14 protein-coding genes and 1 tRNA gene are annotated in these 14,415 nt (G+C 42.5%); 3 read left to right on the forward strand and 12 right to left on the reverse strand.

What is annotated here, in order from left to right; all coding sequences use genetic code 11:
• Window position 1: 1 nt before the first annotated feature.
• The 11 genes from HUZ36_RS09345 to aspS form a co-directional block, all read right to left on the reverse strand.
• Window positions 2–77, reverse strand: a tRNA-Lys gene (locus HUZ36_RS09345).
• A gap of 149 nt (window positions 78–226) precedes the next feature.
• Complete coding sequence (ybgF, locus tag HUZ36_RS09350; RefSeq protein WP_125254368.1) at window positions 227–976, reverse strand: tol-pal system protein YbgF; 750 nt, start codon at window positions 974–976, stop codon at window positions 227–229.
• Window positions 977–988: 12 nt separating this feature from the next.
• Complete coding sequence (gene pal, locus HUZ36_RS09355) at window positions 989–1,522, reverse strand: peptidoglycan-associated lipoprotein Pal (protein WP_125254369.1); 534 nt, start codon at window positions 1,520–1,522, stop codon at window positions 989–991.
• 40 nt (window positions 1,523–1,562) lie between these two features.
• Entirely contained in the window at window positions 1,563–2,921 is a 1,359-nt protein-coding gene (gene tolB / locus HUZ36_RS09360; RefSeq protein ID WP_176032679.1) for a Tol-Pal system beta propeller repeat protein TolB, read from the reverse strand.
• A 9-nt stretch (window positions 2,922–2,930) separates the two neighbouring features.
• The gene (gene tolA / locus HUZ36_RS09365) at window positions 2,931–3,872 is read right to left on the reverse strand and encodes a cell envelope integrity protein TolA (RefSeq protein WP_125254371.1); all 942 of its coding nucleotides are present in this window, start codon (window positions 3,870–3,872) and stop codon (window positions 2,931–2,933) included.
• Entirely contained in the window at window positions 3,872–4,300 is a 429-nt protein-coding gene (gene tolR, locus HUZ36_RS09370; RefSeq protein WP_099643373.1) for a protein TolR, read from the reverse strand. The genes tolA and tolR overlap by 1 nt, the downstream gene beginning before the upstream one ends.
• Window positions 4,287–4,991, reverse strand: coding sequence for a protein TolQ (tolQ, locus tag HUZ36_RS09375; protein ID WP_125254384.1), 705 nt, complete (start codon window positions 4,989–4,991; stop codon window positions 4,287–4,289). Before tolQ ends, tolR begins: the two co-directional genes overlap by 14 nt.
• Before the next feature lie 1,435 nt (window positions 4,992–6,426).
• Window positions 6,427–7,431 (reverse strand): Holliday junction branch migration DNA helicase RuvB, encoded by a 1,005-nt coding sequence (gene ruvB, locus HUZ36_RS09380; protein ID WP_125254372.1) that lies wholly within the window; start codon window positions 7,429–7,431, stop codon window positions 6,427–6,429.
• Between the two features lie 2 nt (window positions 7,432–7,433).
• Window positions 7,434–8,051, reverse strand: coding sequence for a Holliday junction branch migration protein RuvA (ruvA, locus tag HUZ36_RS09385; protein ID WP_125254373.1), 618 nt, complete (start codon window positions 8,049–8,051; stop codon window positions 7,434–7,436).
• A gap of 2 nt (window positions 8,052–8,053) precedes the next feature.
• Entirely contained in the window at window positions 8,054–8,575 is a 522-nt protein-coding gene (gene ruvC / locus HUZ36_RS09390) for a crossover junction endodeoxyribonuclease RuvC (RefSeq protein WP_125254374.1), read from the reverse strand.
• A 122-nt stretch (window positions 8,576–8,697) separates the two neighbouring features.
• Window positions 8,698–10,482, reverse strand: a complete 1,785-nt coding sequence (aspS, locus tag HUZ36_RS09395; RefSeq protein WP_128731819.1) for an aspartate--tRNA ligase — start codon at window positions 10,480–10,482, stop codon at window positions 8,698–8,700.
• Window positions 10,483–10,675: 193 nt separating this feature from the next.
• On the opposite strand from aspS, the gene HUZ36_RS09400 reads away from it, so the two are divergent.
• Together HUZ36_RS09400 and HUZ36_RS09405 are read left to right on the forward strand one after the other, a co-directional pair.
• The gene (locus tag HUZ36_RS09400; protein ID WP_176032737.1) at window positions 10,676–11,524 is read left to right on the forward strand and encodes a DUF72 domain-containing protein; all 849 of its coding nucleotides are present in this window, start codon (window positions 10,676–10,678) and stop codon (window positions 11,522–11,524) included.
• Complete coding sequence (locus tag HUZ36_RS09405; RefSeq protein ID WP_176032680.1) at window positions 11,524–12,030, forward strand: M48 metallopeptidase family protein; 507 nt, start codon at window positions 11,524–11,526, stop codon at window positions 12,028–12,030. The genes HUZ36_RS09400 and HUZ36_RS09405 overlap by 1 nt, the downstream gene beginning before the upstream one ends.
• Before the next feature lie 48 nt (window positions 12,031–12,078).
• Here the strand turns inward: HUZ36_RS09405 and HUZ36_RS09410 are convergent, their stop codons facing one another.
• Entirely contained in the window at window positions 12,079–12,876 is a 798-nt protein-coding gene (locus tag HUZ36_RS09410) for a M48 family metallopeptidase (RefSeq protein ID WP_176032681.1), read from the reverse strand.
• A 225-nt stretch (window positions 12,877–13,101) separates the two neighbouring features.
• Here HUZ36_RS09410 and HUZ36_RS09415 point away from each other — a divergent pair, with 225 nt between their 5' ends.
• Window positions 13,102–14,307, forward strand: coding sequence for a Bcr/CflA family multidrug efflux MFS transporter (locus HUZ36_RS09415; RefSeq protein WP_176032682.1), 1,206 nt, complete (start codon window positions 13,102–13,104; stop codon window positions 14,305–14,307).
• Window positions 14,308–14,415 lie beyond the last annotated feature (108 nt).

Consider the following 14,415-nt stretch of genomic DNA (forward strand, 5'->3'; position numbering starts at 1 on the left):
GTGGTGGGTCATGATGGACTCGAACCATCGACCAATGGATTAAAAGTCCACTGCTCTACCAACTGAGCTAATGACCCACTTTACACAGCAGTTTTTTGTTACCAATCGCCTGCTGCGGGCGCTTATAATACTTATTTAAATTTTGAGTGCAACTGAAATAGCTAGTTTTTTTCACTTTTTATGACTAAGCGCCTAATTTTAAGGCACTCAGCTCAAAAAGTGATAATTACATCTTAGCTAAACGCTCTGTTGCCAATTTTGCAGGAGTCGTACTTGGATACTCTTTAATCAATTTATTTAAGAGCGTTTTGGCTTCAGTTGTTTTACCTTGCTCATTAAGTATCGTTCCTAGCTTTAACATAGCCTCTGGGCGCTTGTTTGACTCAGGAAAGTTCGTTACAACTGTCTCAAAGTGAGATTTTGCATCGCTACTTTTCGTTTTAATTAAGAATAGCTGCCCTAGCCAATAATGCGCATTAGGAACATAAACTGAATTTGGGTATGTCTGTAAAAAACGTTGGAACTCTGGTATCGCGGCATCATAGCGCTTATCCTTCATGATCATGTTTACTGCACGATCATAAGCTTCATTTTCAGACAAATTACTACTAAACGCTTGTTCAGGGGTAATATCTGTTGTCACGGTGCTTGTCTGAGACTGATCATAGGCCTGACTAACCCGGTTTTCAATTTCCTGATAGAGCTCACGTTGACGTTGCAAGACTTTTTCCAGTTTATAGCTTTGTTCTTCAGTTACACCACGAACTTGACTTACTTCCTCTTGCAACAGGTTGAGTTGCTGCTGGAGCTCTGCTTGTAGCAGGTTTCGGGTTCTCATCATACTTTCTAATTGAGAGATCCGTTCTTCAATTGTTTGATCTGAATTTGCAGCTTCTGAAACAGGAGCGGGAGCAGCCCAAACTTGGGCGCTCCCGCTCATGAGAAAGAATGCTGCCAAAATAGTATTCGGCTTCATAATAACTCTTTCTTAGTACACTAATACCGCACGACGGTTTTTAGCAAATGCTTCTTCTGTACGAGACTTAACCATAGGCTTTTCTTCACCGTAGCTCACGACTGAAATCTGGCTATCTGAAACACCTAAGCTTTGCAGGTACTTAGCAACTGACTTACCGCGGCTTTCACCAAGAGCAATATTGTACTCAGGTGTACCACGCTCATCCGCATGACCTTCTACAAGAACTTTTACACTTGGGTTTTTAACCAAGAAGTCAGCATGTGCTTGAAGTAGCTCTGCATATTTGCTTTGAATTGTAGATTTATCAAAATCAAAGTAAACAATTTGCTCTTGGCGTAACGCTTCATATTTTTCGCGTAGCTTCTCTTCAGCCGACTTTTCGCGAGACATTGTGTTTACGTCTACAGTGTTGCTCTCTGTGGTTGCCGCTCTGTTACTCTCATTAGCCGCACCTTCGTCAACACTTGAAGAAGAGCTACATGCTGCAAGTGTCATCACAGGCAACGCGACCATTAAAGCTTTTAAAGTTTTGTTAAGTTGCATCGAGTATGTTCCTATATCTTTATAAATCTAACCAGCAAAATTACTGTAAAAACGGCGACCAGGCTGGTGCCTTAACCTGACCGTCCAAGACCGGTAGTCTTGCCTTGAAACGGCCATCCATAGACACCAATGCCAATACCTGCTTATTATTGTGCAAGGTGCTGTATATTATCATTGAACCATTTGGCGCGATACTCGGAGATTCATCTAACCTCGTACGAGTCAACACTTGAAACAGCCCGGAATCTAATTCTTTTTTAGCAATATGGTAACGGCCAAGTGTACGGTTTACCATTATCAAACGCTTTCCGTCTGGAGTAATGGAGCCCGCTAAGTTCATATCACCGTCGAATGTAACTCGCTTAGACCGACCAGATTTTAAATTTAACTTATAAATCTGAGCATTACCACCCCTTTCAGATGTATACACAATTTCTTGTCCATTTGGATGCCAAGACGGTTCAGTATCTATACTACGGTGGCGTGTTAAGCGCGTTTCTTGCTTGGTTTTTAAGTCTATCAAGTAAACTTCTGTTGCACCGCCTGCATCTTTAGAAAACACAGCTAGCAGTTTGGTGCCATCAGGCGAAAATTGTGGAGCACCATTAATGCCAGGATAGCTTGTAATAAGTTCACGCTTTCCGGTATAGATGTCCTGAATATAAATTTGTGACTGACGGTTTTCAAAAGTGACATAAGCAAGTTTATTCGCATCTGGTGACCAAGCTGGTGACATCAGTGGCTCTTTTGAGCGTAGTAATACTTGCTCATTGTAACCATCATAATCGGCAACAACTAACTGATAAGGTTTGTCTTGCTCATCTCGAACAATGATATAAGCAATCTTGGTTCTAAACGCACCTTTTTCGCCGGTCAGTGCTTCATAAACAACATCGCTTATCTGATGAGCATAGTTTCTAAACCCACTCGCGTTAATAATGCTTTGACGTCCTTCAAGTACATGATCGTCGCTCTGCATCAAGCGGCCATTTGACATGATACGCGTTTCACCACCTGTCAACTGTGCTCTTATCACATCAATAAGCTCATATTTTACCAAATAACGCCCGGAAGATTGTTGCGTCACTGTACCAACAACCACAGCTTCAACACCAGCATCAACCCAAGCTGCATAATCCACTTCAGTATCTGTCGTTGGTAATTGTGGCATGTTGCTTTCCGCAATCGGTTTAAACTTACCGCTGCGCATAAGATCTGCTGAAATTACCTCAGTTAAACTTGAGGGCATTTCCCCTGTACCATTATATTTAAACGGCACAACTGCGATAGGTCTAGCACTGTCCACCCCTTCGGTAATCACTATCTCCAACGCGGCCTGCACGTAGTGTGAAATACCAAGGGTTAAAACCAGTAATAAGGTTGAGAACTTTTTTAACATGTTCGTCCTTTATAAATTAGGTTTGATTGTTAAATTGATATTTTTAAGCTGTTCAAATACGTCTTTTTCTTTTGAAACAGGTAAAGTGTCAGCCATTTTCACCGCTCGTATTGCGGCTTCACAAACCAGTCTGTCTCCGCCGAGTGATTCAACATGGGTCACCAAGCCATTGAAAGCTAGTCGAATGTTAACACGACATTGCTTACCCTTCATTGTCTCATCAATCAGAAGATTAGCTTGGATACGCTGCATAATAAGGGCTTTATACTTATCTACTTCGCTCAACACTTGCTGCTGACGAATTTTAGCTCTTGCTGCTTGCTCTTTTGCTAGTTGCTCTCGTAGCATTTGCTCTTCGAGTGCTTTTTGACGCTTGCGCTCTGCTTCTTCAGCTTTTCGCTTCTCTTCAGCTTCACGACGTTTGCGTGCTTCCTCTGCCTTTTTCAGCCTATCTTCTTCTGCTTTACGTTGCGCGGCAGCTTTTTTGGCTGCTTCCTCTGCGGCAGCTTTTTCTGCTCTGGCTTTATCGGCTTGTTCACGTTGCTTTTTCTCTATCTCTCTTGCACGCTTGGCCTGAGCTTCTGCACGACGCTTTTCTTCAAGCTTTGCTTGACGCTCTTGCTCTAGCTTTTTAATACGGCGAGCTTCTGCTTCTCTGTCTTTTCTAGCTTGCTGTGCACGCTGCTCTAAATCACGAATACGCCGTTCCTCTGCGGCCTTTTTATCTGCCTCACGCTTTTTTAGATCCGCAATTTTCTTTTCGACAGCTTGCTGATCGACAGAAACAGCAGACACTACTCGCTCAGGTTGTTTGTCTTCCTGTTGCGGGTTTAGCGTCACTTCCATCACTGTCGGCGTATCCATATGAAAATTTGCAGTAGCAAGAAGCAACCCACCAATTGCACCATGAAGCAAGACTGACTTAACTACGCTGCTAGATAATGAACTCATTACTCATCCTCAAACGATTTCGTCATTAACCCAACAGAAGGCACTCCCGCCTTTTTCAAAAAGTCCATCAGATAAAGTACTTCTTGATAAGACACTTTTCCTGAGCCTTTTATCATTACTGGAGTATCGGGGTTTTGTTCGAGCTTAAGCTTAATAACTGCAGCAACTTCTACAGCATCCATTGGTGCTTCAGGATCAGTACCCACTGTAACAAAGTAGCGGCCTTCGGCATCAATCGTCGCAATAATAGGAGGCGAGTCCTTAGTTTCAACTAATTCAGATTCCTCCATTTGAGGAAGATCTACTTTTACGCCGTGCTGGATCAGCGGCGCTGTAGCCATAAAAATGATCAACAACACCAACATGACATCTATATAAGGAACGACGTTAATTTCCGCTACGGGACGGCGCTTCTTACGCTGATACATTTTGCTTAGCCTCTACTTGTGTTGCTGCTTGACGATAAAGAATATTGGCAAACTCTTCCATAAAGTTGATGTATTGGTTTTCTAACTTTTCAACATTTTTCGCAAAGCGGTTATAAGCCATCACAGCCGGAATTGCGGCAAATAAGCCCATTGCCGTTGCAATCAGCGCCTCAGCGATACCTGGAGCAACCATTTGCAGCGTGGCTTGTTTGACTTCGCCCAAGGCAATAAAAGCGTTCATAATTCCCCACACAGTACCAAACAAGCCAATATACGGGCTTATTGAACCGACTGTTGCAAGAAAAGAAAGGCTGGACTCTAACTTTTCAACCTCTCGGGAAAGCGCAACTCGCATTGACCTGTGGGTGCCCTCCAGCACAATTGAAGGCGATTGAATATTGCCTTTTTTATGCTTTGCAAATTCTTTGAAGCCCGACACAAATAGCGCCTCTAACCCAGAAGCTGTTCCAGCTCTTGCGGTGATTTCATTATAGAGCTTACTTAGATCCATACCTGACCAAAACTTTTGCTCGAAATTCTTTGACTGGCTTTGGGCTTGCGAAATAATGGTTTTGCGCTGAAAGATAATTGCCCAAGAAGCAATTGATAGACCAACCAGAGTCAACATCACAAGTTGTACTAAAAAACTGGCTTTTAAAATTAAATCGACAAAATTTAGTCCCGATTCCACGTTATTATACTCCCAAAAGTGTTTCGGCGATGGTAGCCATTTATATTATTGAGCGCTTAGAGGCTGCATCTAGTGATAGACTAGAACTACTACCAAAAGGTTCAGCTAGTTTAACCACACTGTAAATACCTTACAATCTCAATACTGCGAATTCATTGTATTTGACGATAAATAACTCAAATCCTTACTGTCCTTCTATTTCATACTTTTTCTATGGTTTTAGCTCCCTGACCTACTGGTTGTAAATATGATTAAAAACTGCATAAAACACTGCTTTTATGCACAAATATAGAATAAAACCTCAAAAAACAGATTGGTCTTACCAATTAACAACAAATTATCTAATATTCACACTTTGTATGAATATAGAACAAACCTATATATTACAAACACTTAAAAAAATCAAACTCTGATCATACGGTTGAATTTCGAACTAATGAAAAACAGCAGGATTAGTTTTTTTAATCCGAAAAAAGAATTTTTCTAGTTTGATGAAAAGTCAAAACCTCTTTAATATACACCCTGTACTGAGCGAGCAGCTGAAGTTTCAGCAAGCACAGTTACTTGCAATAGGATTCTGATTTTTCGTATTGCTTAGATGGAACACTTTGCGGATAAAACCCAAAGTTGATCATCTGTTCCCTGGATTACTTCCTTCAACTTGTTGTTTTGCCCGCATTTATGTGCGGGCTTTTTTTTGCCAAAAATTCAGAGCTCAATTCTAATACCAATTATCTTAATTAAGTGATCTATTTTGAGGCGAGAAAACCTTGTTGATAACCCACTCATATGCCCTGCTATCATCAACGTACCAGCCAATCAAGGTAAGATAAAAGGTTTACGATTTAACCTGAGGTCTGGATAAGGAATGCTCCAACTCATTGTTGCTAAATCACAACTTAGTTTTTTCCTTATCTAGCCAGAGAGTTTTAGGGAAAACACCACTCCCGCGTCCTGCTCTCGCTAAAGTACCTACATCCTGTAGGCAAGGCGAATTTACGCACCAATAGCTAGCAGTTAGCGCTAAAACTGGATGCTAGAAAGGCATTAATTATCCGCAGCTCAGGTTATTTAGTTGTTTCACATAGCAAATTTTAATGTCGGTGGTATTAATCTTTCTCCGTCATATCGAGCTAGCATTAAAACAAATTTGGGTTAATCTACATTGCTGAATTAGATTAACCATGTCGTCATGAACCTTGCTTGAATTGTCAGGAAATGAATAGCCTGAGCTTACGCTTTGAAATGATAGGGGATTTGCGCGGCTATTCATGTTAGAGAGAAAACGGCCACGTAAAGTAATGCATAAATAACTTAGGGCTTGAATAAAGAATTACTGAGTGCAGGTTCGCTATTTGCTAGGGAATAACAGGTGAGAAACATCGCCGTTCCTTCACCTCATTATGTCAAGATATCTGCTTAGCCCAAAGCTAAATTACTCAGGCTTAGACAAATCAAAATGCAAATACGCTTTATCTGAAACAATACGCCCTCTTGGCGTACGTTGAATAAAACCTTGTTGGATCAAAAATGGTTCAATGACATCTTCGATGGTCTCTTTTTCTTCTCCGATTGCCGCCGCGAGGTTATCGAGCCCCACCGGGCCACCGGTAAACTTTTCAATGATTGCCAGCAGATATTTGCGATCCATATAATCAAATCCGCATTTATCAACATCAACCATATCCAGTGCTAAGTGGGCAATCTCTTCAGTGATAGAGCCATCCCCTTTTACTTCAGCAAAGTCTCTGACTCGACGCAATAAACGATTTGCGATCCGTGGTGTACCTCGCGCACGACGAGCAACTTCTGTCGCACCAGATTCGGTGATCTCTAGATTTAAGTGATACGCTGAGCGAGTAACAATCGAAGATAAGTCTGCAACCGAGTAAAACTCTAAACGCTGTACAATGCCAAAACGGTCTCTCAATGGTGAGGTCAAAGAACCAGCGCGTGTCGTAGCCCCTACTAGAGTAAAAGGCGGTAAATCCAGTTTAATTGAACGTGCAGCTGGACCTTCTCCTATCATGATGTCCAATTGGTAATCTTCCATCGCAGGATAAAGAATTTCTTCCACCTGAGGGCTTAAACGATGGATCTCATCAATAAATAACACATCACCTTCTTCAAGGTTAGTCAGTAACGCAGCAAGATCACCTGCCTTTTCAAGCACCGGCCCAGAGGTAGTTTTAATATTGACCTCAAGCTCGTTTGCAACAATGTTCGCAAGCGTCGTTTTCCCTAAACCTGGCGGGCCAAAAATCAGTAAGTGGTCTAACGCTTCTTGCCTTGAGCGCGCTGCTGCAATAAAGATTTCCATTTGCTTTTTAACATGCGGCTGACCGGTATAATCGTTTAGTAATTTAGGCCTAATCGCCCTATCTACTACGTCTTCATTACCTTGGATCTCAGGCTCAATTAATCTATCTGCTTCAATCATAGTTACATCATCGATTTAAGAGCATCTTTGATGATACTCTCTGTCGTCATGCCTTCTTTGTTCACGGCTTTTACCGCTTTTTGTGCTTGAACTTGTTTATACCCTAATGCCATTAATGCCGCAATCGCTTCATCTGACGGGGTGTCGCTTACCGTTGGGTTTTCTTGCGGAGCAAGTACAGCAGCATCACTAAATGGTGTGAGCAAGTCATTGCCAAAGTCTTTTAACTTGTCTTTCATCTCAAGTACTAAACGCTCAGCGGTCTTCTTACCAACACCTGGAATTTTAACCAAAGTTGTCGCATCACCTTGATTAACACAACTAACGAATTGCTCTGCCGACATGCCCGATAAAATCGCAAGCCCAAGTTTGGGTCCTACGCCATTTGCTTTAATTAAGGTTCTAAACAGCGCTCGTGCTATCTTACTATTAAAACCAAATAACAATTGTGCGTCTTCACGAACGACAAAATGGGTAAACACCGAGACTGCTTCTCCCACATTTGGTAGCTCGTAAAAGCAGGTCATTGGCATTTGCACTTCGTACCCAACACCTGCAACGTCGATTAGTATTTCTGGAGGCTGTTTTTCTAACAGTGTACCGCTTAACTTTCCAATCATAGTTATCTTAACCTTCCTCTTACTGTTTTACGTGCGGCTCCGGCCATCTTTATTAAATTTTGCCTTGAGTGGGCATGACAAATTGCTACAGCTAAGGCATCAGCGGCGTCAGCTTGAGGCGTGCCTGGCAGCTTTAGAATGCGCTTAACCATCTCTTGTACTTGGTTTTTATCTGCGCCACCTGTCCCTGCAACCGCTTGTTTAATTTGCCTTGCAGAATACTCGCTGACATTAACCGACTGCATTGTCGCTGCCACGATGGCCGCTCCTCGGGCTTGACCAAGCTTTAGCGCAGAGCTTGGGTTGTGTGCAACAAACACTTGTTCAATTGCAAAATCACTAGGCGAAAACTGCTCTATCAGTTGGGTGATCCCTTGATAGATCATTTTTAAGCGGATGGGAAATTCATGTTCACCCACTTTAATGCAGCCGCTTCCCAAATATTGGAACTTTGCGCCCTGGTGAGCAATCACGCCATATCCAGTAAATCGTGAACCCGGATCAATTCCTAAAATGACAGCCAAAAGCATTGTCTCTTTGTTTTTTGGTTATAATGCCAAAATACTGTATAGATTACCAGTTATAAGCTAGTACATAAGATCAAAAAAGGCGACCTTAGTCGCCTGTTTATATTTGTGCTGAAATGTTATTCGTCTGCATTTTGCTCGGCAAGCTGCTTTTCAACTGAAATAGCAAGCTCTTTAAGTGCATCTGGGTTTGCAGGGCTTGGCGCATCAGTCATCAAACATGATGCCTGAGTTGTTTTCGGGAATGCAATCACATCACGAATATTATCTGTGCCACACAGTAACATCACCAAACGATCAAGACCAAACGCAAGGCCGGCATGTGGTGGAGTGCCATATTTTAGTGCATCCAATAAGAAGCCAAACTTCTCTTGCTGCTCAGCTTCTTCAATACCTAAAATTCTAAAGGCAGCCTGCTGCATTTCATTGTTGTGGATACGAACCGAACCGCCACCAACTTCATAGCCATTAAGTACCATATCATAAGCATCAGAAAGCGTACCTGCTGGGTTTGCTTCAAGCTCTGCCGCACTGACGCCTTTCGGTGCTGTAAATGGATGGTGCACAGCGTGTAAGTTACCTTCGTCGTCTTCTTCAAACATAGGGAAGTCAACAACCCAAAGTGGTGCCCACTTTGATAAGTCTGTAATTTCTAAATCAAGACCAATCTTAAGGCGTAGCGCGCCCATGGCTTCGTTTACAGTATTACGCTTGTCTGCGCCAAATAGAATAATGTCACCTGTGTTTGCGCCTGTGCGCTCAAGCAGTGCATTGATCACTTCTTCGTTCAAGAACTTAGCAATTGGCGACTGTACGCCTTCGATACCAGCATCACGGTCGTTCACTTTCATCCATGCTAAGCCTTTAGCGCCATAGATGCCTACAAATTTAGTGTACTCATCAATTTGCTTACGAGAAAGTTGTGCCCCACCAGGTACGGATAGCACAGCTACACGACCTTTTTCGTCATTTGCAGGGCCACTTAGTACTTTAAACTCAACATCTTTTACAATGTCAGCGACATCGATCAGTTCAAGTGGATTACGTAAATCTGGTTTATCTGAACCATATTTACTCATCGCTTCGCTGTAAGGCATCACTGGAAACTCGCCTAAGTCAACGTCTAAGAAAGATTGCCACATTTCGCGAACCATCTTCTCTGTAACGCCACGTACTTGGTCTGAACTCATAAATGACGTTTCGATATCGATCTGAGTGAATTCTGGCTGGCGGTCTGCACGCAAATCTTCGTCACGGAAACACTTAACGATTTGGTAGTAACGATCAAAACCAGACATCATCAACAACTGTTTAAATAGCTGCGGTGACTGAGGCAACGCGTAAAAGCTGCCTTTATGCACACGGCTAGGCACTAAGTAATCACGTGCGCCTTCAGGTGTTGCTTTTGTCAGTACTGGTGTTTCGATATCTAAAAATTCGTTTTCATCTAAGAAGCGACGAACGAAACTACTAGCTTTTGCACGCATTTTGATGCGGTCGCTCATTTCAAGACGACGTAGGTCTAAGTAGCGATATTTAAGACGACGCTCTTCCGAGTTTTGTTGGTTAAAATCAAGCGGTAAAGGCTCTGAACGATTGATGATCGTCAGACCCGTACCGAGTATTTCAACTTCACCTGTCGCCATGTCTTTATTCACTTGGCTTTCAGGACGCGCACGGACAACCCCTTTGATCTGAACACAGAACTCTTGGCGCAACGTATTCGCTTTATCCATTAAGCCTTCCACTTCTGGATCGAATACCACTTGCACAAGTCCTTCTCTGTCTCTTAAGTCAACAAAGATTAGGCCGCCAAGGTCACGACGTTTATTGATCCAACCACATAGTTCAACTTCCTGATCTACATGGCTCTTATTTAGTTTTCCGCAGTATATAGAGCGCATAAAATTCCTGTCAGTCCAGTTTGCTCTTACGACTAATCATTTCTCACCACACAATATGAATTCACACTATTGGTAAGGCAGTCGCTAAGACTCGTTTTCAATAACCGACAATTATATAAAAATACGCTGCATTGTCATCCTCAATCTAAGATCTGATACACTATTGGCACATTTAATTGGTATTTTATTTGATATGTTGTATCTGGGTTGTCCACAATGGAGCAGCACACATTGGAAGGGTCGCGTTTTTAGCACGCACTGCAATGCCACAAATATGCTCAAAGAGTATGGTCAAGTGTTTAATAGTGTTGAAGGGAATACTACTTTTTATGCCGATCCTAACCCACAAACAGTACTAAAATGGCTTGAGCAAGTACCTGATGATTTTCGTTTTACGTTTAAGATCCCAAAGCGATTTAGTCACGAAATGGCACTTAGCCACTGCCAAGATGAATTACTTGCTTGGTGTAATACAATGGCACCACTATTTCCTAAAATCGGTATGTTAATGCTGCAATTACCCGCGCAGTTTTCGCCAGAGCAGATAAATAAAATACGACAATTTTTGTCTTGGCTACCCAAATCGCTAACTGTTGGTGTTGAAGTACGGCATTGGGATTTTTATCGCAAGGGCGATGCTGAGCGCAGATACAACCAATATTTAATTGAAAATAATTACAACCGAATCGTAATGGATACTCGCGCACTCTTTAGCGAGCCTGCCAGTACCCCTGCGATTATAGATGCACAGCAAAAAAAGCCACGATTACCTGTGCACGCAATTGCCACAGGGAACAACCCTGTCCTACGCTTTGTTGGCTGCTCCAAACTTGAGTCAAATCGAGAGTTTTACCAACCTTGGTTAGTAAAGCTTACTCAGTGGCTCAACGAAGGTAAATCACCTTATGTATTTTTTCATACCGCTGATAATTTTGATGCACCATTTTTAGCAAGACAATTTATCGCTGACTTGAATATGCAGCACCAAGTAAGCAATCCATTCCCCGCTGAAAAAGAAGCAAAGCAAGAGGCGCTGTTTTAATGCCCCATCCCTATTTTTTACACTACTCTGAAGAAGTTCAAGCTCAAGTAACTCAACTAATTGAGCACAAGAAATTAGGTACTTTTTTCAAAAGCCGTTACCCAGAACCACATCAAATAAAAAACGATAAGTTGCTTTACGAATATGTCGAAGGGTTAAGACAACAGTACTTAAAAAATACTCCAAGGGTTTCGCAAGCTAAATTTGAGAAACGCCACAACATGGTAGTTAATGCCTTAGGAACACATACTTTTAAAACCACACGACACGGTCACAAACACAAAACTTCACACCAAATACACATAGCGGCTCAGCTAAAGTACGCACCTGAAGCGATATTGCGGGCGCTAGTTGTTCACGAGCTAGCACACTTTAAAGAGAAGGATCACAACAAAGCATTTTATAAGCTTTGCCAGCACATGGAACCAAGCTACCATCAGCTCGAGCTAGAATTACGGCTGTTTATATTAATGTGTGAAACTGAAGGTAACACCAATTACATTTAACTAAACTGCAATTGGTGCATTTATAAGCTCGATAAGTGCTGAGGATAGCTAGCGTTTACAGCTTGGAGTAAAGCCACTAGCTCTGGCCTTATTCGCGGTTGCCTTAGCAGTGACCATATTCGCCTCAAGCTGCTTTATGCGGTTTTCTGGCGCGGGGTGTGTAGACATAAACTCTGGTGGGCGCTGCTCACTCATTTTGGCCATATTTTGCCAAAGCGCAACAGAACCTTCTGGGTTAAAACCGGCCTTAGCCATCAAGTCCAGACCTATAACATCTGCCTCACTCTCATGTGAGCGACTAAACGGTAACGCAACACCATATTGCGCCCCCAAGCCCAACCCCTGTAAAATCGCATTTCGGTATTCGACGTTATTCATTTCAAGCACAGCGGCACCTGCTTGAAGCCCTAATTGCAAAATACTGCTTTGAGACACTCGCTCATTTGCGTGTTCTGCAATAACGTGACCGACCTCGTGACCCATCACCGCCGCCAATTGATCTTGGTTTTCAGCTACATTTAGAATGCCAGTATGTACGCCAATTTTGCCCCCAGGCAGCGCAAATGCGTTCGCAGAGTCATCCTCAAATACCACCACTTCCCATTGCTGATTTGCATAGTGCGTTGGCAGTTGCGCTATTAAAGCATTTGCAATACACTTGACGTAGCGATTAGTATTTGCGCTTAGGTAAACCTTTTGCTCCTGTTTCATCTGCTCAAAGCTTGCAACACCCATTTGGTCCATTTGTTGTTCTGAGTATAGTGCTAACTGAGTACGTCCAGTAGGCGATGTTTTACAGCCAACCAGCGTTGCTGCAACCGCGATCGCGAGAACCAGTTTTTTCATAACTTGTTCCTTTTCTTATTTTACAACCAAAGTGTTCTAAGTTTACCGCAATTTCGTCACTTAACGAGACTAACTTAGTACAATATAAAAAATTTTTCATGAACCACGGCTTATCAGAACAGCATTTTTAATCGTACTGCTTTAGCGCGTACGGCTTCTTCATCATTTTAAGTTCATCTGATGAGTATATTTTTTGTTAGAGCAATAAGGTAACAATACCAACATATGAAGTCATCAACACTCCCTGCAATTCTATTACCGTTATTGGCTAGTATTGTTGCAATTACGCCCTTGGCTATCGACCTTTATCTCCCTGCGATGCTTGCGATTGCTGATAGCTTGAATAGCCCACTTGAGCAAGTACAAGTCTCTCTCAGTAGCTACTTGGCAGGCTATGCAGTCGGCATGATGGTATTTGGTCCACTTGCTGACAAGTTTTCTAGGCACACCTTGGCAATATTCGGATTGGCTGGATTTACCGCAGCGTCTGTCGGGCTCGCATTAACCAATGACATCGATATGTTTTGCCTCTTACGTGTCGTTCAAGCATTTTGTGGTGCTGCTGCAACGGTGGTTGTGCCGGGTGTAATACGATACTACTACAAAGAGCACACCGCCAAGGGAATGTCCTATGTCTCGATGATTATGATGATCGCACCACTTGTTGCTCCGTCTTTGGGTGCTGTGATTTTGCTGTACTTTGATTGGCATGCTATTTTTTGGTTTTTAGCACTATATGCAGTTTTGGTAGTTGTTGCCTTACAGTTTTTTTGTATTGCAATTCCAACCAAAGCTGACGTACCGCTTAGCTTGTCATTTTTCCTGAAAAACTATCGTATAGTTCTGACAGAAAAAAAGGCACGCTACGACATTCTGTCTTCGATGTTGGCCTCATTCGCATTCTTTTGTTTTTTAACTTCAGTTTCATTTATTTACCTTGAATACTACGGTATCACAGAGCAATTGTTCGGTGTGCTATTTGCTATGAATGTAATCGCCCTTATGTTGGGTAACTTCGCGAATACGCGCTTAGTTCCAAGATTAGGCTCAAGAAAAATGCTCAATATTGGCCTGACAATTGGCGTTATCTTTTCCACACTTTTGGTCATATTGAGTAGTCAGTCAGTGTCAGTATGGGTGCTAGCCTCTGCAATAGCACCATTGATGATGAGTCTTGGCATTATTGCCAGTAATGCTGATGCGTTAATACTATTGCAATTTGAACATCAAACAGGCACGGCAACGGCTGTAATTGGAACGCTGAGGTTTGGTAGCGGCGCGTTGGTCGGCCCGCTCCTTGCACTAGCGACTCCTGAGTCACCTTTACCGTTTTCTAGCTTTATGTTTGCAGCTATTGTATTGATCATCGTCTGCCAATTGCTCACTCGACGTTTTGAAAAACGGCTCAAGCGTGAAAACGTCGCCGAATAAAAAGAAAAGCCCCGTCACTATTCGGGGCTTCTTTTAAAGTTATACCAATTTTCTTAATTAATTGGTCGATTTTGAGGCGAGAAAACCTTGTCGATAACACCGCTTCCG

Source organism: Pseudoalteromonas sp. McH1-7 (genome assembly GCF_013366255.1).
In the GTDB taxonomy this organism is placed as follows: domain Bacteria; phylum Pseudomonadota; class Gammaproteobacteria; order Enterobacterales; family Alteromonadaceae; genus Pseudoalteromonas; species Pseudoalteromonas peptidolytica.